A 24,900-nucleotide genomic window follows, 5' to 3' on the forward strand; every position below is an offset into this window, starting at 1 on the left:
CAGTATAGAATTGATCAGGCGCTTAGAGAATAAAGGATATTGCCCATATATATCACAATATGAAACCAAGTATAGAGAGTGTGGTGTGCGGGATGAATACACGGATTTTTTTTGGCAAAACAGATGAAGCGGCTCGTCTCCCGATCTATATGACTACGGTAGGTTATTGGGAGCATCAATATGAAACCGAACGTCCCGAAGGGTTCCCGGATTACCAGATTCATCAGATTATTCAGGGGCAGGGAAGGCTGATTATACAGGATGAGGAAGAATATATCGTGGGCCCGGGCGAGGTGTTTATTACCTATCCTGACATTCCTCATAGATATGAGCCGATTACGGATCGCTGGGAGCTGGCCTGGGTATCCTTTCAAGGACGTGAAGCGAGTCAATTGCTGGCGTATGCTGGCATCACCGGTTCAGGTGTATATAAGCTCAGAAACGCGGAGTTGCTGCATGGATTGCAGCAGATGCTGATGAGGGGCGAAGGGGTGGAGGTTACCTTAGATGCAGATGGAGACCGGGACAGCTCCAAACATCTGTATGCACTGCTGCTGGATTTGAAGCCCTTGCTCATCGCGGCAGGCAGCGATAATGACGAGATGGAACGTCTGAAGCCGGTGCTGCGTTACATTACAGAGCATCTGGATCAGCCTTTGTCACTGAAGGAGCTGGCAGATGTGGCTGTGGTATCCCCGCAGTATCTGTGCCGACTATTTCAGAAAGCATTGCATGTCCGGCCGGTGTTCTATGTCAATCAAGAGCGGATTAATCGCAGCAAACAGCTCATGTTCAGTGAACGTGCGCTGCGAATCTATGAAGTTGCCGACCGGGTGGGATATGAAAATGCCAGCTATTTCTGTGCCATGTTTAAACGACATACAGGCATGAGTCCCGAGCGGTTTCGCAAGCTGCATGGTTTAACCTGATCGGAGCGGGAATGGGCAAATCTATTTTTTTTGATCTGTTCTTCATCTGAATTTCAGCTTCTGTTAAGGTAGAAGGGATAAGATAACACTTGTAAACCCCTTCTCGTGTTAAATAGATGTGTGACTGGCCCTGCTCGGATTGTCCTCCGAACAGGGCACTTTTTTTTACATGGGCCTGAGCGCTCATGCTATGATGAGAGAGAAGAAGAACATAATAATACATAAAATGTTAGAGCATACATGAGAACATACGAGCTTTATTTTTAAAAGAGAGAAAGGCAGGGATTTGCATTGCATGCGCGTCTGCACTCGTTGTATCGCCCGGTACAAATCAATGGACTTGATCCTCGTACATATTACATCGAACATGCGCCCTCGACTTCACTTGCGGCCTATGTGGCCTGTTATTGGGAGTCGGGCACCCGTCATCCTCTAGAGAATGACCAATGTTTTGAAGGAGCAGGCATTTCGTTTGACCAACAACCGAAAGCTACAGCTTCTGCCCGGGTACTGCCGGATGGCTGTACAGACATACTCATTCATTACGATGCCGAGCAGGCCTGCTTTTCGTACAGTTATTGCGGAAATTACACGCAGCCTTTTGCTTTTCCGTTATCGTCTGCGGCACCGCCTGCGGGAGCGTATACGTTTGGTGTTCGATTTTTTCCCGGGGGAGCGCCATTTCTGCATGGTCAGTCACTCGATCTGTTCACGGACAGACGAATCCCGCTGGAGGACTGCTGGCCGTTAAAGTGGGATGAACTGCAGATGAAGATGGAGGAAACAATGAACTTTGCAGCACGTGTACAGGTGATGGATCAGTATCTCAGCCAGATAACGCTGCGTTATAGCTGCACACAAGCTGATCAAGATCTTCTGCAAAATGTTCTACATCGTATCTTCAAAAATAAAGGACGTACAAGTGTACAAGACATCGCAAAGGGAGAAATTGTTAGTGAACGGCAACTGCACCGCAAGGTAACAGAGCAGGTGGGTGTCAGCCCCAAGCTGTTGAGTGAGATCGTTCGTTTTCATGAGGTGATGCATGGCATTCGTGAGGCACGATTTACCGATGGTGTGACGATTGCTCAGCAGTATGGCTTCTATGATCAGGCGCATCTCATTCGGCAGTTCCGCAAGTTTTATGGAGATACCCCGCTGACGGCCATTCGGGAGCAACAACAGATGTTGTCCGAAAAATACAATCTTTCGGCAGTCTCTTCCGTTATACTCGAAGTATAGATCAATAACATGACAAAGGAGCAATATATGATGAATGGAACATTGCAAATTCGGGAGCACCTGTTAACCGAGCTGGAAACAGGCGTACGCACAGGAGCTTCATTAATTCGGCTGATTCGTGCAGAGGACTGGGCGTATCGTCCGCAGGACAATATGCGCTCACTCGTGGAGCTGGTGCATCATTTTATCCAGATTACCGCTTCTGATCTCGCCATTATGCAGGAGCAAGGTGAAGCTGAGGTAGGACAGGTGGAGAATAGCTTGGCTGGCAATCAGGACGTTGAGCAGCTGGAGAAACGGTTGTGGAGTAATCTGGAGGCGTACAAAGCTTATATCACAAGCCTGAGTGAACAGGACTTTCTGAACCGCTCGACCAAAGCATTCTACGCGGAGCACGGACATTTACAAGTGCAATGGCAGATCGAAACGCTGACCCATGTGTTTCACCATCGCTCACAGCTCTATAACTATCTCAAGCAGCTGGGCCACGAATTGAACTTTTTTATGCTGTATGCTTGATTTGTTCTCAGACAGCCCTGCTGGAGAAACTCTTTAAGAAGCCTGGACAAACATTTAGATTAAAGATTATGTTTAAAAATATAGGTAAGCAGCTCCGCCAATTCCAGGCGGGGCTTGTTTGTTTTTTTATGGTGTAGCGACAATCTATCAAACTTCCATGTCAGCTATAAATGTACGTTCTACCACGGTCATTTCACCGTGGCTTTGCTAGATTTCAAACATAGAATACCGTATCAAAGCAAAAAGGAGGTGATTCTGATGGCCATCCTTTTACCATTACAGTTTTACAACCTTGCAGCAGGAGTAGGCAAGTCCTTCTATGAAAACCTGACTGGCGGTGTGAATGCCAGCGTGACGGTGAATAATACGGGACCTGCTGCTGTATCACTTGTTATCACGCGTGTCGATGCACCAGTGCTCACTTATGTCATTCCTGCGAACAACAGTCTTAGCATTTCGGCAGGCGCGGTTCTGGTTTTTGCTCTGTTAGCAAACCAGGGAGGCGATGCAACAGGGACTATTGAGGTTGCTTTGCCATAATCATGAAGGATTGTGATGATAGGTTGTAAGCTATGAACCTCTGTCCGGCAGTGCCGGCAGAGGTTATTTTTTATTTTAATTACACCCTGATGTGATCTGGATTGTTCGGAAGAAGCAGGTACGGAAATATGTATGTTATGTTTATTCTGCTCAGGCTGCGATTAATTCAATAGTATGGAAGAGATATTGAGATACTTATGAGACCATGGAGGGTGATCGAAGGTGAACCTGAAACGAACAGCATTGTTTGAGACGGAACGACTTGTATTTACCACATGGGATGAGGCAGACTGCGCTCTTGCTTTTGCCTTGTGGGGCGATCATGAGGTGACCAGGTGGACTAGCAGCAGTGACGTGTTGAGTGAAGAAGAGGTGGAAGCCAGGCTAACCCGTGAGATTCAGCGTGAGAAACAGGAGGGTGTACAGTATTGGCCCCTTTTCCAGAAAGATTCAGACATCTTTGTTGGCTGCTGCGGTCTTGGTCCTTATGCCCCGAAGGAACATATCTATGAGCTCGGTTTTCTGCTGACCCGTGACCATTGGGGTCAAGGATATGCGCAGGAAGCGGCACAGGCGGTGGTTCGTTATGCCTTTGACAAGTTAGGGGCGGTTCAGCTGGTGGCTGGACGCCACCCTGACGATGAAGCTGCGCGTCATATTTTGAATAAACTCGGTTTTGAGCATGCAGAAAATCGTCGGGATGAAGCCACGGGCAAGAAGCGACCTTTCTATATCCTGAACAAAACCAAGCCTGTCCGCTGAGGAACAGGCTTGGTTAGACTGGGCGAGACATCATTTGCACACAGTTTAGTCATTAGATGTTTCTTCATGTTCCGTTGTTGTGAGTTCGTGTAGAACGATGCGATGAGCAGTGACCAGTTGTCCTGTGCTGCTTTTGCCCCATACAGAAATTTCGGTTGAAGCGGTAGCGGTACCGCTGGTTGTAAATACGTATTCATATCCATCCAGATTAGCGTAATATGTCTGGGAGAAGACTTGACCTGGATTCAGGTTGACCGATTGCAGCACGTATAAAGTTCGTGTACCGTCCAGTACATAACCTTGAATCAGTACAGTGGATGTATTGGTCGGGTCAGAATTCACTATTTGAATGGTGACTTGCTGGGTGGGTCTGCTCCCACCGGAGATATTATTTTCGATAGGGCCTGTCACGAGTGTAGCCATAGGGCTGCACCTCCTTCCCAAGAGATTGGCTGCTGCTCTGTGGAAATAAGAAGAATGCTAGACTAGTATATGTAGGTTCTATTGCGTGTGTGTGGACGTAGCGGGGAAGTGTCAGTCAGCAGGTTTTACTCTTTTTTCATTTCACTTTCAGCTTCTATTAAGGTAGAAAGGATAAGATAACTCTTGTAAACCCCTTCTCGTGTTAAATAGATGTGTGACTGACCCTGCCGGACGACGGCAGGGTATTTTTTTGTTTTTGGTCTATTCATAAAGAGCTTTCCTCTTAACGAAATAAAGGGAAACAAAAATAAACAAAATAATAAACAATATATTTGGATGGTAAATAATTGACAAACAAACATAAACAAAGGTATAATGAATGTGAAAAAAGGAACTTACTTTCTTGCTTTGATCGTGACAGCCCTGTTTTTCAGATGAACATAGGAGAGGATAATGATGAACGTGACCCTTCGTACCGAAAGAGAGAGAACGCAGCCTGCCGGATTTGATATCCTATTTGTACGCGAGATGGCAGAGATTACACAGCATATGTGGAAAAATGGTTGGGATGAGCGCAATGGCGGTAACGTCAGCTATCTGCTGAAGGAGGAGGAGGTTGCACCGTACATCGATATTCATCAGGTGATTCGCACCATTACACCTGCCTTTTCCGTGCAGGAGCTGGCGGGACAGTATTTTATCGTTACGGCTTCGGGCAAATATTTCAAAAACGTGCTGGCAGACCCGGAAGGCAATCTGGGCGTGCTGCGTGTATCGGCAGATGGACAGGTGCTTGAGGTATTATGGGGGCTGAAGGGTGGAGCAAATCCGACAAGTGAGCTGCCAACCCATTTTATGAGTCATATTGAACGTTTGAAAAAAGACCCGAATCACCGGGTTGTCATGCACAACCACGCGACACATGTACTTGCAATGACCTTCATCCATGAACTGCATGAAGCCAAGTTTACCAAAACGCTCTGGCAGATGTGCACCGAATGTGTGGTGGTCTTCCCGGATGGTGTTGGGATCATTCCCTGGATGATGCCCGGATCGAACGAGATCGGCCGGGCAACCGCGGAGAAAATGCAAGAATACCATGCGGTCATCTGGCCGCAGCACGGTATATTCGGAACAGGTACAACGATTGACGAGGCATTTGGTCTGATTGAGACCATCGAGAAGGCTGCCCAGGTGTACATGCTTGTTGCAGGTCATGATATCCGCCAGCGGATCACGGATGAGCAGCTGCGAGCACTTGCGTTGCAATTCGGCGTAACCCCGCGTCCAGGTGTGATAGAAAGTTAATTCGAATTTAGATTTCTTGGATCAGATAACTCCTCCGGCACACAACAGTCTGAATATGATAATATTGTTATATCCAACGGATGATATTCATCCGGCATTGAAGGTCTTTGGTTCTCTGAACCGAAGGCCTTTTTCGTTTTTCAGGCAATCAATCGCCGTTTTAGCTCAAAAACGTTCAAATTACCGAATAAGAATGGCTTTGTTATCAAATATTGAATCGTAGAATGTATTATCACGCGCTGGCGATTTTCGGGTGAAATGACATATTGTCAATGGCTCTGCGATTTTGCATAATAACAATGCTTCACAGATGAGCTGAGGCAAGAAACACGGGATTACAGGTAAGCACAGACAAGGATTTATAGATATGAGATGGAAGGAAGTTATGATCATGCTTGGCAAAATGAAGAGAATCTTAATCGGCAAGCCAATGAAGTCGGCTGAATTGGATGCAGAAAAATTGGGGAAATGGAAGGCGCTCGCCATCCTCTCCTCCGATGCTTTATCATCCGTGGCCTACGGTACGGAACAGATTTTGCTTGTGCTGGTTGCAGCCGGATTCGCGGCGCTGTGGTACTCGGTTCCGATCTCCATCGCCGTGCTGGGATTACTCGTCATTTTAATTTTTTCGTATCGCCAGACGATATTTGCCTATCCTACAGGGGGCGGCGCGTACATCGTAGCCAAGGATAATCTGGGCACTACACCGAGTCTGATTGCCGGAGGTTCGCTGCTGGTCGATTATATTCTGACGGTGGCTGTAAGCTCGTCCGCAGGTACGGACGCGATCACATCCGCTTTTCCTGTACTGCATGACTATAGTGTCATTATCGCACTGATTATGATTGTATTTCTGACCGTTATGAACTTGCGTGGGGTTACGGAGTCTGCTTCGGTGCTTGCTATCCCCATTTATCTATTTATTTTTTCAATTGCGATTCTCATTATTTCCGGCGGTATCAAGTTTTTGACTGGCGGTATGCATGCTGCGGCACCGGAATTCGGTGCAAGCCTGTCGCATGTTAGCCTGTTTCTGCTGCTCAAGGCATTCAGCTCCGGCTGTTCCGCCTTGACCGGGGTAGAGGCAGTGAGCAACGCGATTCCGAACTTCAAGCAGCCTGCTGAGAAAAATGCTGCCGGAACGCTGCTGCTCATGGGATGTATCCTGGGTGCGATGTTTATCGGGATTACACTCCTGGCGTATGGTTACGGTATTAAACCGGACCCGAAAGCAACGGTGATTTCCCAGATTGCCGAAGCAACGTTTGGCAGAGGGGGCATGTATTTTATCATTCAAGGGGTAACCGCCTTAATCCTGTTCCTGGCAGCAAATACGGCGTACTCGGCGTTCCCGCTCCTGTCCTTTATGATGGCAAAGGATAAATACATGCCGCATATGTTTATGGTCAGAGGAGACCGATTGGGCTTCTCCAACGGTATTATTTTTCTCAGCGTGATGTCCGCACTGCTTGTGGTAGGATTCAAAGGGGATACAGGCAGCCTGATCCCGCTCTACGCGGTAGGGGTATTCATTCCATTTACATTGTCGCAGCTCGGCATGATGATACGCTGGATCAAAATCAAACCGTCCGGTTGGCAGACAAAACTGCTGGTAAACACAATCGGTATGCTGACCACACTGTCCATTACGCTGATTTTTATTTTCACCAAGTTTACACAGACATGGGTTATCTTTATCTTTTTGCCGCTTGTGGTCTATGTGTTCATGCGCATTAAACGTCACTATTGCAATATTGCAGATGAGCTACGGATTGATATTCAGGTGGATAAACCGGCCAAGAAGGGCAACACCATTGTCATTCCGGTGGCGGGTATTACCCGGGTGGTGATGAATACGATCAGTTACGCCCAGACGATGTCGGATCAGGTGGTGGCGCTGTATATTGGCTTCGACGATGAGGCGATTCGCAAGATGGAGCAGAAGTGGGAGGAATGGAATCCCGGCGTACGTCTGGTCGTCATCAAATCCCGTTATCGCAGCATTATGGGACCACTCAAAAAGTTCATTGATACGGTGGAATGGAAAACAGCCGAAACGGATCATATTACCATTCTGATTCCACAATTCATTACCAAGCACTGGTGGCAAAATGTACTGCATAACCAGACCAGCTTCATGATTCGGGCTTATCTGATTAATTACAAAGACGTGATTGTTACTACGGTGCCGTATCATCTTAATCGGTAATGTATTCATAAATGCTTAACAGATTGAATCGTGAGTTCTCTTCATAATCGTAGAGAACTCGCGATTTTTTTTGACTGTGCATATGGATGACTCCTCTTTCGTCTGATGCTGCATTGTGTAAATCCCCTAATCAGGATTAACACCAAGTTCACCAAGGGCATATCTAAGTTTGACATTGGATTTCTACACTATAACCAGAAGGTGAATTATGTAAACGATGGAGTGGAGGAACAATAAAAGTGATAAAACGACAATCTGCCGACGTATGACGAACCATGATTGAAAAGGAAGACTAACCATATTTTCAGATGCGGCGATCCAGCAGATCGTCGTCTTGATGTGCGTTAGGATTAATTCCTTTCTTTTTGTGAGTATGCATTTAGAAGTAGTATTTGGTATTTAGTACTAATTACACTTTTCTATATTTCTTTATAAAAACTTAGTATGGCATGATATGATTTTAATGTAGGTCGATCTCTTAGGAAGGAGATAGACGAGAAAAGAAGAATCCAATGAGACATCATAAAACAAGAAAAGCCCATTGCATAGAGACCTTAGTCAAGGCAAGGAGGGCTGTATATACCAAAAAAAAACTCGACCGATATTTAGATCTTACCACACGAGAAGTGCAAGAAGTTGAACGAGGTGAAAGAAAGCTCACCTCAGGTCAGATCCGTGTGTGGGGAGAAAAGATCAATATCAATGAATCATGGATAAAAGAGTGTGGAATATGGAACAAAGGACCCGATTCCTTTTAATTAAGGACAAGAACTTGTACCGATAAAATAAAAAGCCGCTAATATAGCGACTTTAAGGGGAATATGTTCTTGTCAATCGAGACCATCATCTGGCGACCTTTTCCTTAACTACTTATTTTCGATGTGTTCTGTAACGATTGACCAACCTTCACCTTTACCACTCAGTAACCCTTGCTCATAGAAATCTATGCCATCAGAAGTTATGCTTACTTCAACCGTCTCCGGGTCATTTTCTGCTGAATTTGCGACTATGTAGCCTTTGTCTACTAGGTAAGTTATCGCTCTGTGTTTCTCAATGTGTCCCTGCTGATAAAAATTTTCCTTTGGAAATTCTAAAACAGGTTTTTCAGTAAACCACGATGAATACAATGCTTCCAATATATCATATCTTTCTTGTATGCGCTCTTTTATTTTAATCTCTCTTTTCCTGTCCATAAAAGCACGTCCCTTCATCAAATGGGTTAAGGAGCCTTTAAAAAGGCTCCTTTTCTGATGTTCAATTATTTAGCTTCTGGCTCGTCGAAATAATAATTCCGCCACCCTCATAACTCCTAACTCCTGAATACATCAATACATCATGATGCCCACCTATAAATGAAACTTGACCCAGTATCTTCACTCGATATTGGCCTTTGTCCGAAATTCGGAATGTATGCTCATTTCCTTCATGGCTACCTAAACCACCTCCATATATGAAGTTATAAGAGTCAATAGTATCCCAAGTTAAGTCAAGGAAGCTTGTTCTGTATTGCAGTTCCATAGTTATTGCTACTTTATTTACAATTTTACCGGGGTTGTCGTATGTCCATGACCCTCTAACTGTACCATAACTGGGGTCAGATATACTAAGGGTGAACGGATTTGTTGCTTGGATTTCTACATTATCATTTCCGGGCGCGGAAGTAATTGTAGATGTTTGACCATCTTCTTCCACAGTGATAATTGGAGACTGATAAGAAAGACTTGGAGAATTACTAGATTCTGTTGTTGATGCTGAAGCTAATCCTGTTGGAATTATCAAAAGTGATAATACCAGCATCATTACAACTAAACTAAACTTTTTTTTCATTTTTACTGCACCTCTTTCTTGGATTTATGAGACAACTATATTTGGAATTTTATAGAATATCAATACAATTAAAACCTTATATGTAAAAATGATTCTTGAGGTAATTTTTTAGACAAATTGACTCAAACTTCGACAATATATTTCCGGCTAAAATTGTCGTTTTCTAGGGGTTTTTAAAATAAACAGAATGTTATTGACCACTGGAATAATCAGGAATATAATGGGTTCAAAAAGGTAAAAGGAGGGATTTTTGGTGAGTGAATTACAAATTCAAGATATAACTAGCTTAGATTATCTTGTGCAAATGCTTGAGATGGCATATCGCACGGATCAGATGGAACGAGTTATACATATTTCAGACCATCTATATTTTTGCACAAACGAAGTATACAAACAGTCCCAATTCCTCGAAGCCAAAAACAAGATAAAACGAATCACTACTATCAGACCGCTTGTTTATTACTTCGGAAAAGCACATCTCATGAAAGGTTTAGCTCTACAAAAAATGGAGCGATACTATGAATCACTAGAATGTATTGACAAATATCAAGAACTTGGATGGTATGTTGGTCTGGATGCCGAGGGGTTAACGATTGTAGAAGACTTCCGTATGTTCGCTAGGGCAAATAGGTACTCAGTTCATATATTGATGGGAAATAAAGAAGTATTGGACGAATATGTTACCTTTTTATTAGAACATCCGGAAGAAATCATTCCGGAGTGCATTACTATTTTAGAAGCGGCAATCGCTCACGGATGGATAATAGACGAGTATCTTGAAAAAATACTTCCTTATAATGAATCATTTGCAATGTATGAACAGGCTGAGAATGTAAGCCTTTTTGTTCATTACATGTACTGTTTGGCTCTTTACAAGATGCCCTTGAGTAAAAATGATGCAATAGATGCATTAATTAGGGGAATTGCAGTTTCCAGTAAGATAGACTTGGAAGCTGGTTTCCGAAAATCCTGTGCACTTTTTGAATCCATGAGGGAATCAGCCACAGAAAAGCAAATTACTCAATACCAAAATATTTTAAAAGGAGTGCTAAAACGTGAAAAAAACTATGCTTATATTAGCTGTAATGTGTAGCTTTGCAATTATCTCCTTTGCTGGAACAAGTACATCAACGACTACCACATACACGACAAATAATCACGGATCAGGTTACTAATAATATGTATTAAAAGCACTATCTCCTTATTTAAACTGTACCCTATGTAAAGGGCATAACAAAATAATGGATTGGAAACACACAGCTTGCGTGCTTACAGCGTAAGTTGTGTGTTTTTAACTTTTATTTCCTGTTCAGATGATGAAGGAGAAGGTATAGTGTACACGATTATCTAATTGAAAGGAGGGTTTATATGCAGGATCAACCTCTGTTGATTGCTTTACTGGCAATAGCGGCAGGCATTTTCAGCTTGCTGGGTGGAATCAATAACTGGGACTGGTTTATGAAGAGTTTCCGGGCTGGCCTTTTTGTCAAGACGATTGGTCGTCAGGGAGCGAGAGTGGTGTATGGTGTGTTGGGTGTAGTTATGATTGGCATCGGGGTAACACTACTGCTGATTGGAGGAGAGATGTAAGCGGGACGAGAACAGACATCATCTACATAGAACAGCGTAAGACGTAGTGCCAAAGATTTTTGAATCTGTGAAAGTGGCAGGAGAAGAAATAAAGAAGCAAAGAAATAAAGAAATAAAGAAATGCTGATTACCTATGAAAGACTCAGATAATAAACATGTCGTTGAGATGGATACCAAAGCAATTACGTCTAGTGACATCTACCCTTAGAAACGAGACGAAGCAGGCTTACAAGCCTCTTCGTCTCGTTTTTTACAAACAAAACCCCCTTCTCCATATATGCGGAGAAGGGGGCCACTTTGAAATAAGAAAAAGATTAGGGCGCTTAAATAGATCTTTAGGTCTTATAGGGTGTTACCCATGTAATCCAGCTTAATTATCTTTTAAATCTGCAATGGATTTAACATCCATGTAGGCCGGCACGACCAGACCGGTTTTGACACCTGTCATGTTGGCACCAAGATCATCTAACTGATCTTTGTATTTCGCCCAATAATCAGCATGGGTGAGAGGAAGCCAGGCTGCCGGAGAGGCATCAACGTCACCTGAAGCAACGCCAGTCCACATCGGTCCGGCTTCCACCTGCAGCGCGGTTACTTTATAACCGAGCTTGTTTTCCATTACATATTTTAGCAGATTGGTACTTGCAATTTCGGAGTCCCAAGCGACATAACCGAGACGGAGCGTATCACCGTTCACAGGAGTCAGACCTTTGGTCCATTCAGCAATCTGATCCTTATGCTTCTCGGCATAGTCTTTGGCGGCCTGCTCAGGGGCAGTTCCTCCCTGGATGGCAATCATCATCTCGCCCATCTCATCGGAGGTCCACTTGAAACGGGACAGGAACTCATAGGCGACAGGATGATCTTCTTTCAGACCTTTACGAGCAATCGTATGAATTTCTTCAGCATCACCGTAGACTTTATCGGGATCTTCAAGATATTTGAGATCATATTGATTGAACATCCAGTGAGGTGTCCAGCCAGTAATGATAATCGGGTCTTCGTTCTTGTATGCTTTGTCCAGCGTAGCCGTCATGGCTGCGCCGGACCCTTCCACCAGATTCCAGTTCGTCAGACCATATTTCTCAATCGCAGTGGCAGTGGATTTCATAATGCCTGCGCCTGGATCGATACCGATAATCTGATGATTTACTTCGTTTCCGATGTTAGCACTTGCCGCAGGTGCAGCAGATGAATCGGAAGAAGAAGCACCTTTTTCCAAGTCTTCAATGGAGTTTACGTCTGTCATGTATTTCGGAACAACGAGACCTGTGCGAACACCTGTCATGTTGGCTCCAAGATCTTCGACCTGATCTTTGTAACGTGCCCAGTAATCAGCATGGGTCAGCGGCAGCCATGCGGCAGGAGAAGCATCAACATCACCTGAAGCGACACCAGTCCACATCGGTCCTGCTTCAACCTGAAGCGCATTGACTTTATAGCCAAGTTTGGTCTCCATGACATATTTCAGCAGATTGGTGCTGGCAATCTCGGAGTCCCATGCAACATAGCTCAGTTTAAATGTATCGCCGTTCACTGGAGTCAGACCTTTGGTCCATTCATCGATCTGATCCGCATGTTTCTCGGCATAATCTTTGGCTGCCTGTTCAGGGGAAGTACCGTCCTGAATCGCAATCATCATCTCACCCATCTCATCGGAGGTCCATTTGAAGCGGGAGAGGAACTCATAAGCCACAGGATGATCTGCCTTCAAACCTTTGCGGGCAATCGTATGAATCTCTTCGGCATCCCCGAAGGATTTCTTCGGATCTTCCAGATATTTCAGATCGTACTTGTTGAACATCCAGTGAGGCGTCCAGCCTGTAACGATAATCGGTTCTTTGTTTTTGAGCGCTTTGTCTAGTGTAGCAGTCATCGCTGCGCCAGAACCTTCAATCAGATTCCAATCGGACAATTGATAATCTTCTATCGCTTTAGCTGCAGATTTCATAATGCCAGCACCAGGGTCGATACCGATAATTTGATAGTTGACTTCTTCACCTACAGCGTTCGCTGTTCCATTGTTGCCGCCTGCAGATGTTGTGCTGCCAGTGAAATATTGAGAGAAGCCAGCAACGAGAACGAGCAGTGTTGCTGCAGCAGTAATCCAGGCCTTTTGTCGGGTTGAGACACGGGAAGTCTTTTTGCGGCCTGGCATAAACAGGTTTTGTGTAAAGCGGTCAAGCACGATAGCAAGCACCACGACAGCAAGACCGGCTTCAAAGCCTTTACCGATCTGCAGCTGTGTTACAGCACGGTAAACTTCCGCACCGATACCCTGTGCACCGATCATGGACGCAATAACAACCATGGAAAGGGACAGCATGATGGTCTGGTTAATACCGGACATCACGGTTGGCAGCGCGAGTGGAAGCTGAACTTTAAATAATTTTTGAGCTGAAGTTGATCCAAAGGCATCCGCTGCCTCCACCAGTTCACTGGATACCTGTTTGATACCCAGGTGTGTCAGACGAATCGTTGGCGGGATCGCGAAGATTACGGAGGCGATAACGCCCGGAACAACGCCGAGACTAAAGAACGTAACCGCTGGCAGCAGATATACGAATGCTGGCATGGTCTGCATAAAGTCGAGCAGCGGTGTGATAATGCGTGCTGCAGTTTTGCTGTATGCCAGCCAGATGCCAACAGGTACGCCCAGCAGAATAGAGATTAATCCTGACGTAATAACGAGACCGAGTGTGTCCATGGATTGGGACCAGTAACCCAGGTTATCTACGAGCAGGAAACCGATCACGGTAAACAAGGTAAGTGGTAATCTGCCTACCAGAAATGCCAGTACACCTAATATAACAATGAACAGGAGCGGGTGAGGCAGCATAAACAGCCCGGAGAAAAATCCGACCACTTCCTGAATAACGACAGAGATTACTCTAAACAATCCGGAGAGCGAGGAGCTCATCCAGTCAACGATGGATTCAATCCACGATGCTAGTGGTATTTTGGGAATCATTCACAGGTTCCTCCTTTGTTGCAACTTCACCGCTAAGAGCACCCAGCAGGGCACCGCGGACGATAACGCCTTGCAGGCGGCCGTTCTCACCAACAACGGCAAGTGGCACATGGGCTGAACTTGTGATCTCGAACAGTTCGTGAATCAATGTTTCGGGTCCAACGGTTGGACCGTCAGTGATCAGAATATCATGTAAGGTTTTGTTTTCACGCATCGCGCGTGATGCATCCTCTGCTGTAATAACACCTAACAGCTTTTTCGAACGGTCAATTACAAACAGGTTGGATATTCCCCGTTCACGCATCAATTCCAGAGCGACACGAGGACCACGGTCGGTCGTAATCGTTTCTGGTCGGCGCATAACGTGGGATGCTGTAAGGACCTTGGACAAATCCACGTCTTCGACGAAGCGGGCCACATATGAGTTGGCCGGTTGAATCATAATTTCCTCCGGTGTACCGATCTGTACAACGGCGCCGTCTTTCATAAGAGCAATTCGATCGCCGATGCGCAGCGCTTCGTCCAAGTCATGGGTAATGAAAATAATCGTCTTTTTCATTTTATCCTGAAGCTCGATCAACTCATCCTGCATGTCCCGGCGAATCAATGGATCAAGGGCACTGAAGGCTTCATCCATCAGCAGAACTTCCGGGTCATTCGCTAGTGCACGGGCTAGTCCGACACGCTGCTGCATTCCGCCGCTCAGCTCATCCGGCATCTTGTCTTCCCAGCCTTTAAGGCCAACCAGCTCAAGAGAAGCCTTGGCCTTTTCCCGGCGCACTTCCTTATCTACTTTTTGAATTTCCAAGCCATATTCCACATTATCAAGAACGGTTCGGTGCGGGAACAACGCAAATTTCTGGAACACCATGCTGATCGTTTTCCGGCGCACTTCACGCAGCTGCTCTTTGTTCATTTTGCGCAAATCTTTACCATGGACCAGAATTTCGCCGGATGTGGGTTCAATCAAACGATTGAACATCCGAACCAGCGTAGATTTACCACTACCGGACAGGCCCATAATGACGAAAATTTCACCTTCTTTGATTTCCATGTTGACCCGGTTGACACCAACCGTTATCTGTTTTTCTTTGGCCAACTTTTCTTTGCCCCAACCTTGCTCCAGTAATTGCAGACCTTGCTCGGTTTGGGGGCCAAACAGTTTACTTACGTTTTTTACTTCAAGTATGGTCATGTTTTCACCCCTTCTGATGTGTTTTGCACTTCGAACGGCGTTCAGCAGTCACAAGCCCATACACTTGTGCGCCCAGCCACGAAATCCGGTATTCATGCTTCGCTTCCCGTCTTTCTGGGTAACGGTTTGTATTCTAACAGTACTTAACCAGTATATCAACTGAATAAACAGTACATAATGTTTGTACAGTAAAAACTGTACAAAGTTTTCCTCTCAAATGCTCCATCTATCTCCTTATTCTGGCTGATTCGGTATCTTTACATTTATTATGGCTTTTCCTACAATAGAAAATGAGCTGAATTAAAGCTTATTTTTTTGGTTAAAAGATCATCGTAGGCAAAATAAAGCATGGTAAAGTTCCCAATATTAGTATCTGGGTACAGAAGATTTCCTAGCATATAGGATGTCCGGCCGGAAGCTTTCTCATGTATATAAGCTAGACTTGAACATGCGAGAATTTTTTTGCCAAGACTGGGAATGTTCAGAATGGAGGTTGCAAGCATGAGCTTGGACCATTTGAAAGAGGATCAGCAGGCTACCGTACTGAAGATCCGTAAACGTGTAATCGAGGCCATTGGACGCAATATGGATCTATACGGCGTAACCTTGTCCACGGGACATTTATATGGATTGCTATTTTTCGCAGACAAACCGATGACCCTTGATGATATGGGCCGGGAAATGGAAATGAGCAAAACAAGTATGAGTACCGGAGTGCGCACGCTGCTGGATCTGAAAATGGTAAATAAGGTGTGGAGCAAAGGCTCCAGAAAAGATCTGTATGAAGTAGAGTATGACTGGCATCAGACCTTTACGGATTATTTCGTGATTAAATGGAGAAAAGCAGTGGAAAGCAACCTTCAGATTCTGCGCAAATCCGTTGACGAAATCAATCGCATTGTGAAAGACCTGGATGAGCAGGACGACGCCGAGCTTTTGCATGTACTGTCGGAGGATAAGCGAAAAGTACTGCAAGCGGAAGCATATTACCGCTGGCTGGACAGGCTTATTGATACAATGGAGGATGAGGAAATCTATAAGCTTGTTCCTAAAGAAGAGATCAGGGAAGAAATGAAAGATGAAGTTAAAGAGCAAATGAAAGAACAACTATAATAGTAGTGGCATAATACAAAGAGACCCTTTCTGCCTGAGAGGGTCTCTTTGTATTATTGTCCGATCACACTAAGGCTGGATTTTTTCACATGTGCAGAAGCTCGGGATGCCGCGGGCTCCACTGTGCTGCCTTTTTGCATCCGACGGGAAGGCATCCATGATTTGCTGCCACTAGTTTGCAATGGGCATGATGCCCCGCGAGTGTTTGCTTGCTCTGCCCAAACGGTATGTTTCCGCTCCTGATGGGAAGCATGAAATGCTCCAGCCTCCAGCTGTTGGAACGCTACCTGCTTCAGGTACAGTTTGGCTTGCGGCTCGCGGCCAGTGAGCTCAGCCAGGCGTAAGCAGGTCTGCCTCCAGTCGCTTGTCTCTTCGATCATGACGGTAGGAGCAATATTTTTCAGATGTTCATAATACGGCTCACAGGAAGCATCTCCGATAATCAGATCAGGCTTGGCGCGGCGCAGCCGATCGAGCTTGCTCGTTAACGCAGGTGTTTGCGCTAAGGGTTTTGCCGAAGTGGCTGCAATGGCTTGATTGGTTTTTGGATGAAAACTCAAATTCAGTGATTCAACAGGCTGCAATCCTAACGAGCCTAGCTGTTCGTCCAGTCCAATGCTGGACACTGTAGCAACTCTTAAACGGTTTTTCTTCATATATATACTTGGTGCAATACCAAGCAGCTGTTTGAACTTGCGGCTAAAATAATATTCATTGCCATAACCGAGCGATTCGGCTACGTCTTTGAGCACGCAGTTTTCCTCAGTTAATTGTTTCTTCGCTTCTTCAATACGCAGCTGGTTCAAATAATCGGTAGGAGACATGCTCTTGGCTTTTTTGAAACTGCGAGAGTATGAGCTCGGGGTGAGACCCGCGATTTTTGCCAGATGATCCATGCTGATGCCTTCACTCATGAACCGTCGCATATAAGTAATGCTGCGTTCTACCGCAGGATCTACCTTTTCAAGATTAGCTTCCAGACGGTGTTCAGACAGGAAGTGCAGCAGCTCATGCAGCTGGCTATGTATGCTTATAAAGTAATCCGCATGCTCGCCACGATAACAGTCGTACAGCTTGCTCATGCGTGATGCGGCCTGGTGTTCGTTTCGAATTCGTATTTTACCTGTTTGCCAATCCGAAGGAAGAGAGAGGGCGGGAGTCATTTGCCACTGACCACGTACTCGCTTCATACGCATATGTTCCATGCTTAACATTAGAAATTCGGTCATATCTAAATGGGATACTGCTTCAATCGTGGTACCCGGTTTAATCATAAAAAATTCTCCGGCTTGTGCTTCATGCACGATATCGTCCAGAGCCAGCAGGCCTTTGCCTTGTAAAATAAGACAAAGTATGGGCCGGGTTACCGTCATGCCTTGTACACGAAAATGTCTTCTGCGGCGTACACGGCACATTGAAGAGAGCAGTGGCAGAGAAGAGGTTTCGGTTAATTGGGGAAACGATTCATTCATTCGGACCATCCTTTTGTCTTATTTTCTTAATGATAACAATTATCATTCTCAAATGGAAGACGTTTTGAAATAATTATTTTGACGAAACACAAAACGCGAAACACAAATCATAAATCGCAAAGAATAAATAGTAAAAAGAAAACTAAAAAGGATGACCTTCAGCACTGTGGCTGAAAAAGTCATCCTTATTCTAGCTATACATAGTCATACATGAAACAAACGTTCATGCATGTTTTTTAATTCGGTGTGATCAACAGAATGTCATCCAGGAAAATGTCACTCAGTGCTTTTTGTCCTTTTCCATTGGCCGCAGAATAATATAAACGGTATTCGTCATTGGCATGAATGTAGAAGATACCCGGAACATCATCACGCATGTGGAAGGTGTCCCATTCCTCGCCAGCGATTTTGCTGACCTTAAGCCCAGTGCTGACTGCATAGAGCCCGTTTTTACCAGAGATGTAAGCTACCTCGGCCTTGTCATTCATGTACTGATTCATAATGTAGGTGACATTGCTCAGATTCAGGTTGGTCGTTTTGCTTACCTTGGCAGCAGTGACCGTTTTGGCATAAGCTTTTTTGTCTGCATCAATAATTACGACCTTGTCGCTTCCCACCGAGCTGACCTCACGCACACTTTTGGAGTGAAGCTGGAACGTTTTTCCTGAGGTTGTCAGGGCATACGCTTTACCTTGGGTATAGTTGTACTCCTTGTCGGCGTCCAGACTGATTCCCTTATTGTACACGTACAGATTGCTGCTCCAGCCACCTGAATACACGGCATTGACATCCAGCTTTGCTTTGGCATTTACTGCAGCGCCTTTACCTGTATTGTAGTTGACTTTGTACATGACGATGGCATTGGTGGAGTAATAGCGCTCGTCAGGATTGGTGTTGACCATAAGCTGTAATTCATTTTTCGCAAAGTTTACAAAATAACGACTCTCTACAGCGCCTTTTGCAAGGCTTTGCACTGACCCTGTGCCGTTAGAGGCCTTGGACGCAACCCAGGTCTTGCCGTTAATCAGTGCGTTGTAGTAGACACGTCCTTTGGTCACGACAAGTAGTGGAAAATCCGTATCCGCCTTCTCTGTGATTTTGGTAGCCGAGGAAGCAGCCTGATCACCATTGGCGCGGTAAATGTTACCCTTGGAGTCCAGGTAATAGATGAATCCGTTATCTGCATAATAATTGATTACATCGGTAGCAAAGGTCTCGGCTGCATCACTGGAGCCGTCATTCGAAACGCGAAGCAGCGTGGAGGAGGTTGGAGTCTGTGTGTAATATAGATACGATCCAGCTGCAACCATATCCACGCCTTCGAAATCAAGCAGTACCTCAGTTGTCTGGCTGCCATCACCGGATACTTTGTAGAGCACGCCATCCGAATCATAATAAACGGTAGATTGGCTTAGTGAAGCTGCTTGTGTATTGGTTCCTCCACTTAATGCCCCGACTGCCACGAAACTCAGAAGCAGTAAAGTGCAGAGGGCGCGCTGCAAAAATGCAGGCTTTTTCTTCATTTGAACATCGTCACCTTTCATCGTGTTATGTATGTATTGCTTTTTTTCTATCGTAGCTTATATCGGTAAACAATGGAAGATTTGTTAGAGGAAAAAGGTGATCATGAGAACATCGGAAAAAGCGAAGCTCATAGTCGTCACCTCCCACTGGAGGCTTGTCTATAATGTCTATATCCACCACGAAATTCCTGTACAAATAAAATTATTTCAGTATATGGGCGCTCAGACGAGTGTCTTTTTATTTTGCAGCTTAAATCTGACTTTCCGCGAGCTGCTGGCGGCGATTCCAGACGGTCACCAGACGAAGCAGTATGCAGCTCATAATCAGCATGACGGCTCCGGTGCCCAGAAGCATCCACGGCCCAATCATTAACATGCCCGTTGCCTGACCAGCAATTAGACCCAGCAAGGGCAGTACGACAAGTCCGCCGAGCTGATAGGCTTCCTGAAATCCCCGTACTTTCGCGGAGATAAGAACATTGAGCAGAATGACAGCAAGACTGCAGGTCGGCACAACCCAGAGGATCAGAATGATCCAGTTCACGTTCGGGAACATCAACTTGTCGAACAGGGGATACATCAGAATATTGGCAATGATGCCATACAGGATAAATGTAATCCAGGATAATAAAATAGAGGGAATCAGAGCTGCGAGCACTTTGCCTGTGAACAAGGTTTCCATGCTCATAGGGGTAAACAAGAGTCCCTCCAGTGTTTTGCGTTCCTTTTCTCCGGCGAAGCTGTTCGCAGTCAGTATGCTGGAGGCCATTACCGGAATGATGAGAAATAATGGTGCGAACATGTATAAGCCCAGATAATAAACGATCCGTTGATTGTCTGTGGTCATGCCAGCGAGAGAAGGCATCTGTCCGCCCTGCATCGCTTTATTCAATGTTTCCATAATGACGTTGATATTGTTAATCGAATGCAGATTCATGCTGGATGCTGCCCAGATCAAAGCAGAGGGCACAATGATGCCAATAATCAAGGGTACGATCAGCATAGGCAGCCACAGCTGCACACTGGATGTAACCGAACGGATATCTTTACGAATGATTGCACGCAGCGCTTGACGATTATTCATGAGCATTTGCCTCCCTGATTGCAAAATAGATGCTTTCCAGATCATTGCCCTCGATTCGTGCCTGATACACTTGACCACATTCGGTTAACTGCCGAAGCAGCTGTGGAATCTGTTCACGAGAGGATAACTGAAACGTAGCTGAATGTGAATTTGCAGTAACAGGCGAGAAGGCTCCAGTTATCCAGCCATTCGGCATATCTGCCTCGACCTCCAGCCGTGGTTCAGATTGATACCGCTGAATGATCTCCTGTTCGGTGCCCTTCTCCACAATGCGACCTTTCTCCATAAAAATATAATGATTACACACAGCGGATAATTGGGTCAGCACATGTGATGAGATCAGAATAGTCATGCCTTGCTCCGCATTCAGCCGGCGAATGATACGCAGAACCATCTGAATTCCATCAGGATCAAGACCGTTGGTCGGCTCATCGAGGAAGAGAACAGAGGGACGGTGGAGCAGCACTCTGGCAAGGCCCAGCCTTTTTTTCATACCTGTGCTGTATGTGCCAACCTTGCGATGCTGATATTCCTGAATTTCAAGCAATTCAATGAGCTCGTCAATCCGTTCAGCAGGACGTTTTAATGCAAAGGCATCCGCGAAAAAAAGCAGGTTGTCCCGACCGCTCATATTTTCATACAAGCCGCTTTGCTCGGTCAATGTACCGCAGATGGACAGGACCTTTTCTGTCTCTTGCGACGTATTCATGCCCTGGATCATCACTTGGCCATTGTTTGCACCAAGTACGCCGTTCATGATGCGGATCAAGGTCGTTTTACCCGAGCCGTTAGGCCCGATCAGACCCGTCACGCTGCCCTGCTGTATAGTGAAGCTGACATCCAGCAGTGCGGGCAGTGTGCCGAAATGTTTGGTTATGTTACGTACTTCAATCATGTACAATCACCGTCCAATTCCTGAGTTTGATGATTATACGTGCAGCTGGCTCCAATCGTTCAATGCATGACTAAAGAAGTGTATTTTCACTTCTATAGTCCCGGGTTTTGAGTGCATAATTCCCCGGGAAATCTCAATAAATCGGGTCTAAGGTTTGTTTTTTTGACAAGCTGTACGAGGTATCCTTGAAAAGAAGAACTTAATTTTATCGTTTCATTGCTATCGTAAATGGCGTAATAGAGTATAGGCCCGTAATTTGGTCTTTGACCTATGGAGCGTATGCCCTTTATTACGATGCTTACATAATGAATTCGTCTAACACATCAGTATGTTCAGTGTGGCTGTCTTTCAACTGCTTACCGCTGTGTCGGACTTGGAAGGAAAGGTGAATAGATTCATGAGTACACCCAACGAATATCGTTTTCAGGTAAACCTGAGCGGTATGATCCAGATTTTATCGAATCATCTATACAGCAGTCCAAAAGTATTTCTGCGTGAGCTTATGCAAAATGCAACAGATGCGATTACTGCTCGCAAGGAAGTGGAGCCTGGTTATCAGGGAGAAGCTCGGATCGAGCTGACAGGAACCGGAGATCAATTAACGATGATGGTGGAGGACAACGGGGTAGGTTTGACCGAAGCGGACATCCATGAGTTTCTGGCGATGATCGGCCAATCATCGAAGCGTGGTCAACAGGCGCTGCTGGATGGCGAGACCTCGTTTATCGGGCGTTTTGGCATCGGGCTGCTTAGCTGTTTCATGGTCAGTCATGAGATCGTCATGCTGACGCAATCGGTCAAGGGCGGTCCGTCCATGGAGTGGCGTGGTAAGCCGGACGGTACATATACAATCAGACAGCTGGACACACAATTGTCCCCGGGAACCAGAGTATATCTGCGATGCACGCCGGATGCAGCTCACTATTTCGAAGCGGAGTATGTGAAAGAAGCACTATTCTATTACGGTGCTCTGCTGCCTTATCCAGTCACACTGATTCATGACGGAATCCAGACGATTGTGAACAACGATTCACCCATCTGGCTTACACGTCCTGAACTGGCACGTTCCTGCCGGGCGGAAGTGCTTGCTTTTGGGGAACGTCTGCTGGGCGAGAAGTTTCAGGATTTTATCCCGCTGACCACCGCTTCCGGACGCACAGGAGGTATCGCGTATGTACTGCCGCATGCGGTGAATTTGAACGCGAAACGATCTCACCGGGTGTATCTGAAACGCATGCTGATTTCGGAGAAAGCCGAGAACATTTTGCCGGACTGGGCCTTCTTTGTAAAGTGTCTGATCTGGACGGATGAGCTGCAGCCCACAGCTTCGAGAGAGCATTTTTACGAAAATGAAAAGCTGGAAGAAGTGCGCTCCGAGCTCGGGGACGCCCTGCGGATGGGGCTGGCAGAGATGGCTGAGCAGCAGACCGAACGGCTGCAGAAGCTGATTCGTCTGCATGCCCTTTCGATGAAGGCACTGGCTGTCCAAGACCAGGAATTCTACGCAATGATTCACCGCTGGCTGCCCTTTGAGACAACGCGAGGACACCGGGAGCTTGGTGAGCTGATTGATGAAGGGGAGACACTATATTATACCGGCTCCATTGACGAATACCGCCAGATTCACCATGTGGCTTCAGCGCAGTCGATGCTGGTCGTTAACGCAGGGTACATCTACGATAAAGAACTGATGGCGATGCTGCCTCTCATACTGAACAATGTAGAGACCGAGCGAATCGAGCCGGATGAAGTATCGATGACATTCACGGATGTTGCACCTGCTGAGCGTAACCAATATTATGATGCATTGCGTCTGGCCGATTCGGCGTTACAACGATTCCGCTGCCGGGCAGAGGTGAAGGGCTTCAAGCCAGCTGACCTGCCGGTGTTGTTCACTCTTTCGCAGGAGTCATCCACGCTGCGTGCGCTGGAAAAAGCGAGCGAAGAGAGCACGGACTTGTTCTCCTCTGTTCTCGGTTCGTTGTCAGCAGGCATTAATTCAGCGGGGTACTCGACCCTGTATCTGAATGTGAACAATCCGATCATTAAACGGGTATTGACATCACCAGATAACCAGATGACACCGATTGCTATTGAAATGTTGTATGTCAACGCACTGATGATGGGGCATTATGCCATGAATAAGCAGGAGCTTGAGGTATTGAACCAGGGAATTGTTCGGTTTATTGATTGGGGTTTACGTGCAAATACGAATCACGAGGGAGATGCCTGATGAAGACAGAGATGGATTTTGAAGATTTGATGGAAGAGGCCTATCAGCTGCCAAATGGTTCGGCGAAGCTCGGTCTGCTGGAGGAAGCAGCACGGGTGGCTGATGTCAATGGTATGGTTGAGGAAGCATACGAAGCACGCTCAGAGATTGTGGATGTAGCTACCTTCTGTGGATATCCGATGAAAGCTTTAATCGCTTTCTCCTGGCAGCTTGGCAAGTTTGATCAGCAGCCAGACATGTATGATGAAGAGACGTTACTGTGGTCGTACAAATGGATTCTTGGCAAAATGCCCGATTTTCCGGAGATTTCACGCGAGAAGATTATGGAGCTGCTGGAGGATTTCGGAGCACGTTTCAAATCCTATGGGTACAGCGAGCGTTCTTACTGGTACTATCGTTTCCGTATTTTTATGGATTTCGGCGAACTGGAGGAAGCGGGACGCAGCTATGACAAGTTCAGAACGTTGGACCGCGACTTCATGAGTGACTGCGAGGCGTGTGAGCAGGATGAGATTATGCGTTATTTTATGTTAAAAGGAGACGACGAGAAGGTGCTGGAAGTGGCCAAGCCGATTCTCAAAGGACGCATGAGTTGTGCGGAGATCCCACACCTGACCTTGTCCGAAGTTCTGATGCCGCTGTATCGTCTGGGACGGAAGGATGAAGCAGATAAACATCAGGTTAAAGGATATCGTTTGATCAAAGGTGAAAATGATTTCGTGCAGAGTTTTTCAGAGCAGATGGAGTATCTCACACTTACGAATCCGGCCAAAGGGATTGATATCCTCGAAGAAACACTGGTGCTTGCAGCCGATCATGAAGATGTATATGCCAAAATGATGTATTATGCGAAGGCAGCTTCGTTATTGCGGCGCTGGACTGAAGAAAAAGACGCGGAAGGCTATCGCCTACGTCTGCCAGCTTCCTTCCCGTATGAAGGAGACCCTGGGGATCTGCTCAAGCTTGCAGACTATTTCGAAGAGCATGCCCGGGCTACTGCAGTCAAGTTTGATCAGCGTAACGGAAACACCCATGTATCCTCGTTAATTGCATAATTAAAAAGGC

General features: G+C 45.9%; 21 protein-coding genes. 12 read left to right on the forward strand and 9 right to left on the reverse strand.

Annotation, left to right across the window (positions count from 1 at the left end; translation table 11 throughout):
* Positions 1–92 precede the first annotated feature (92 nt).
* The 5 genes from ACQSGY_RS17455 (at position 93) to ACQSGY_RS17475 (ending at position 3,992) form a co-directional block, all read left to right on the forward strand.
* Complete coding sequence (locus ACQSGY_RS17455; protein WP_427179403.1) at positions 93–929, forward strand: AraC family ligand binding domain-containing protein; 837 nt, start codon at positions 93–95, stop codon at positions 927–929.
* A 291-nt stretch (positions 930–1,220) separates the two neighbouring features.
* Complete coding sequence (locus ACQSGY_RS17460; protein ID WP_427179405.1) at positions 1,221–2,171, forward strand: DUF6597 domain-containing transcriptional factor; 951 nt, start codon at positions 1,221–1,223, stop codon at positions 2,169–2,171.
* 30 nt (positions 2,172–2,201) lie between these two features.
* Complete coding sequence (locus ACQSGY_RS17465; protein WP_427179478.1) at positions 2,202–2,690, forward strand: DinB family protein; 489 nt, start codon at positions 2,202–2,204, stop codon at positions 2,688–2,690.
* A 258-nt stretch (positions 2,691–2,948) separates the two neighbouring features.
* Positions 2,949–3,230, forward strand: a complete 282-nt coding sequence (locus tag ACQSGY_RS17470) for a hypothetical protein (RefSeq protein WP_427179407.1) — start codon at positions 2,949–2,951, stop codon at positions 3,228–3,230.
* 222 nt (positions 3,231–3,452) lie between these two features.
* A complete protein-coding gene (locus ACQSGY_RS17475; protein WP_427179409.1) occupies positions 3,453–3,992 on the forward strand; it encodes a GNAT family N-acetyltransferase in 540 nt (179 codons plus the stop codon).
* A 45-nt stretch (positions 3,993–4,037) separates the two neighbouring features.
* Here the strand turns inward: ACQSGY_RS17475 and ACQSGY_RS17480 are convergent, their stop codons facing one another.
* Entirely contained in the window at positions 4,038–4,415 is a 378-nt protein-coding gene (locus ACQSGY_RS17480; protein ID WP_427179411.1) for a hypothetical protein, read from the reverse strand.
* 456 nt (positions 4,416–4,871) lie between these two features.
* Between ACQSGY_RS17480 and rhaD the strand changes: the two genes are divergently transcribed.
* A complete protein-coding gene (gene rhaD / locus ACQSGY_RS17485; protein WP_427179479.1) occupies positions 4,872–5,723 on the forward strand; it encodes a rhamnulose-1-phosphate aldolase in 852 nt (283 codons plus the stop codon).
* 391 nt (positions 5,724–6,114) lie between these two features.
* Positions 6,115–7,932 carry an APC family permease gene (locus tag ACQSGY_RS17490; RefSeq protein WP_216516706.1) on the forward strand — a complete coding sequence of 606 codons (1,818 nt, stop codon included), beginning with the start codon at positions 6,115–6,117 and terminating at the stop codon, positions 7,930–7,932.
* Between the two features lie 866 nt (positions 7,933–8,798).
* On the opposite strand, the gene ACQSGY_RS17495 is transcribed toward ACQSGY_RS17490, so the two are convergent.
* Positions 8,799–9,143: a hypothetical protein gene (locus ACQSGY_RS17495; RefSeq protein WP_427179412.1), complete on the reverse strand. Its 345-nt coding sequence runs from the start codon at positions 9,141–9,143 to the stop codon at positions 8,799–8,801.
* A gap of 43 nt (positions 9,144–9,186) precedes the next feature.
* A complete protein-coding gene (locus tag ACQSGY_RS17500) occupies positions 9,187–9,759 on the reverse strand; it encodes a hypothetical protein (protein ID WP_427179414.1) in 573 nt (190 codons plus the stop codon).
* A 253-nt stretch (positions 9,760–10,012) separates the two neighbouring features.
* Here ACQSGY_RS17500 and ACQSGY_RS17505 point away from each other — a divergent pair, with 253 nt between their 5' ends.
* The gene (locus tag ACQSGY_RS17505) at positions 10,013–10,852 is read left to right on the forward strand and encodes a DNA-binding protein (RefSeq protein ID WP_289374980.1); all 840 of its coding nucleotides are present in this window, start codon (positions 10,013–10,015) and stop codon (positions 10,850–10,852) included.
* A gap of 275 nt (positions 10,853–11,127) precedes the next feature.
* The gene (locus ACQSGY_RS17510; RefSeq protein WP_111270454.1) at positions 11,128–11,349 is read left to right on the forward strand and encodes an immunity 17 family protein; all 222 of its coding nucleotides are present in this window, start codon (positions 11,128–11,130) and stop codon (positions 11,347–11,349) included.
* A 370-nt stretch (positions 11,350–11,719) separates the two neighbouring features.
* Here the strand turns inward: ACQSGY_RS17510 and ACQSGY_RS17515 are convergent, their stop codons facing one another.
* Positions 11,720–14,320 (reverse strand): glycine betaine ABC transporter substrate-binding protein, encoded by a 2,601-nt coding sequence (locus tag ACQSGY_RS17515; protein WP_427179416.1) that lies wholly within the window; start codon positions 14,318–14,320, stop codon positions 11,720–11,722.
* Positions 14,286–15,515: a quaternary amine ABC transporter ATP-binding protein gene (locus ACQSGY_RS17520; RefSeq protein ID WP_216516274.1), complete on the reverse strand. Its 1,230-nt coding sequence runs from the start codon at positions 15,513–15,515 to the stop codon at positions 14,286–14,288. The genes ACQSGY_RS17515 and ACQSGY_RS17520 overlap by 35 nt, the downstream gene beginning before the upstream one ends.
* A gap of 501 nt (positions 15,516–16,016) precedes the next feature.
* Here ACQSGY_RS17520 and ACQSGY_RS17525 point away from each other — a divergent pair.
* On the forward strand, positions 16,017–16,628 hold the full coding sequence (locus ACQSGY_RS17525; protein ID WP_188592718.1) for a GbsR/MarR family transcriptional regulator: 612 nt from the start codon (positions 16,017–16,019) through the stop codon (positions 16,626–16,628).
* A gap of 53 nt (positions 16,629–16,681) precedes the next feature.
* Here the strand turns inward: ACQSGY_RS17525 and ACQSGY_RS17530 are convergent, their stop codons facing one another.
* The 4 genes from ACQSGY_RS17530 to ACQSGY_RS17545 form a co-directional block, all read right to left on the reverse strand.
* Positions 16,682–18,100 (reverse strand): helix-turn-helix domain-containing protein, encoded by a 1,419-nt coding sequence (locus ACQSGY_RS17530; RefSeq protein WP_427179418.1) that lies wholly within the window; start codon positions 18,098–18,100, stop codon positions 16,682–16,684.
* Between the two features lie 236 nt (positions 18,101–18,336).
* Positions 18,337–19,623: a DUF5050 domain-containing protein gene (locus ACQSGY_RS17535; RefSeq protein ID WP_427179420.1), complete on the reverse strand. Its 1,287-nt coding sequence runs from the start codon at positions 19,621–19,623 to the stop codon at positions 18,337–18,339.
* A gap of 250 nt (positions 19,624–19,873) precedes the next feature.
* The gene (locus tag ACQSGY_RS17540; protein ID WP_216516282.1) at positions 19,874–20,707 is read right to left on the reverse strand and encodes an ABC transporter permease subunit; all 834 of its coding nucleotides are present in this window, start codon (positions 20,705–20,707) and stop codon (positions 19,874–19,876) included.
* Positions 20,700–21,602: an ABC transporter ATP-binding protein gene (locus ACQSGY_RS17545; RefSeq protein ID WP_427179421.1), complete on the reverse strand. Its 903-nt coding sequence runs from the start codon at positions 21,600–21,602 to the stop codon at positions 20,700–20,702. Before ACQSGY_RS17545 ends, ACQSGY_RS17540 begins: the two co-directional genes overlap by 8 nt.
* Positions 21,603–21,999: 397 nt before the next feature.
* Between ACQSGY_RS17545 and ACQSGY_RS17550 the strand changes: the two genes are divergently transcribed.
* Together ACQSGY_RS17550 and ACQSGY_RS17555 are read left to right on the forward strand one after the other, a co-directional pair.
* Complete coding sequence (locus tag ACQSGY_RS17550; protein WP_427179423.1) at positions 22,000–23,835, forward strand: HSP90 family protein; 1,836 nt, start codon at positions 22,000–22,002, stop codon at positions 23,833–23,835.
* Entirely contained in the window at positions 23,835–24,890 is a 1,056-nt protein-coding gene (locus ACQSGY_RS17555) for a hypothetical protein (RefSeq protein ID WP_427179425.1), read from the forward strand. The genes ACQSGY_RS17550 and ACQSGY_RS17555 overlap by 1 nt, the downstream gene beginning before the upstream one ends.
* Positions 24,891–24,900: the final 10 nt, after the last annotated feature.

Source organism: Paenibacillus sp. TC-CSREp1 (assembly GCF_050171015.1).
GTDB classification, from domain to species: domain Bacteria; phylum Bacillota; class Bacilli; order Paenibacillales; family Paenibacillaceae; genus Paenibacillus; species Paenibacillus silvae.

Coding starts and splice junctions, on each gene's coding strand:
- ACQSGY_RS17540 (WP_216516282.1), bottom strand. CDS start 20,707: ATGAATAATCGTCAAGCGCTGCGTGCAATCATTCGTAAAGATATCCGT.
- ACQSGY_RS17525 (WP_188592718.1), top strand. CDS start 16,017: ATGAGCTTGGACCATTTGAAAGAGGATCAGCAGGCTACCGTACTGAAG.
- ACQSGY_RS17545 (WP_427179421.1), bottom strand. CDS start 21,602: ATGATTGAAGTACGTAACATAACCAAACATTTCGGCACACTGCCCGCA.
- ACQSGY_RS17515 (WP_427179416.1), bottom strand. CDS start 14,320: ATGATTCCCAAAATACCACTAGCATCGTGGATTGAATCCATCGTTGAC.
- ACQSGY_RS17550 (WP_427179423.1), top strand. CDS start 22,000: ATGAGTACACCCAACGAATATCGTTTTCAGGTAAACCTGAGCGGTATG.
- ACQSGY_RS17500 (WP_427179414.1), bottom strand. CDS start 9,759: ATGAAAAAAAAGTTTAGTTTAGTTGTAATGATGCTGGTATTATCACTT.
- ACQSGY_RS17470 (WP_427179407.1), top strand. CDS start 2,949: ATGGCCATCCTTTTACCATTACAGTTTTACAACCTTGCAGCAGGAGTA.
- ACQSGY_RS17510 (WP_111270454.1), top strand. CDS start 11,128: ATGCAGGATCAACCTCTGTTGATTGCTTTACTGGCAATAGCGGCAGGC.
- ACQSGY_RS17495 (WP_427179412.1), bottom strand. CDS start 9,143: ATGAAGGGACGTGCTTTTATGGACAGGAAAAGAGAGATTAAAATAAAA.
- ACQSGY_RS17465 (WP_427179478.1), top strand. CDS start 2,202: ATGAATGGAACATTGCAAATTCGGGAGCACCTGTTAACCGAGCTGGAA.
- rhaD (WP_427179479.1), top strand. CDS start 4,872: ATGAACGTGACCCTTCGTACCGAAAGAGAGAGAACGCAGCCTGCCGGA.
- ACQSGY_RS17530 (WP_427179418.1), bottom strand. CDS start 18,100: ATGAATGAATCGTTTCCCCAATTAACCGAAACCTCTTCTCTGCCACTG.
- ACQSGY_RS17490 (WP_216516706.1), top strand. CDS start 6,115: ATGCTTGGCAAAATGAAGAGAATCTTAATCGGCAAGCCAATGAAGTCG.
- ACQSGY_RS17455 (WP_427179403.1), top strand. CDS start 93: ATGAATACACGGATTTTTTTTGGCAAAACAGATGAAGCGGCTCGTCTC.
- ACQSGY_RS17555 (WP_427179425.1), top strand. CDS start 23,835: ATGAAGACAGAGATGGATTTTGAAGATTTGATGGAAGAGGCCTATCAG.
- ACQSGY_RS17520 (WP_216516274.1), bottom strand. CDS start 15,515: ATGACCATACTTGAAGTAAAAAACGTAAGTAAACTGTTTGGCCCCCAA.
- ACQSGY_RS17535 (WP_427179420.1), bottom strand. CDS start 19,623: ATGAAGAAAAAGCCTGCATTTTTGCAGCGCGCCCTCTGCACTTTACTG.
- ACQSGY_RS17480 (WP_427179411.1), bottom strand. CDS start 4,415: ATGGCTACACTCGTGACAGGCCCTATCGAAAATAATATCTCCGGTGGG.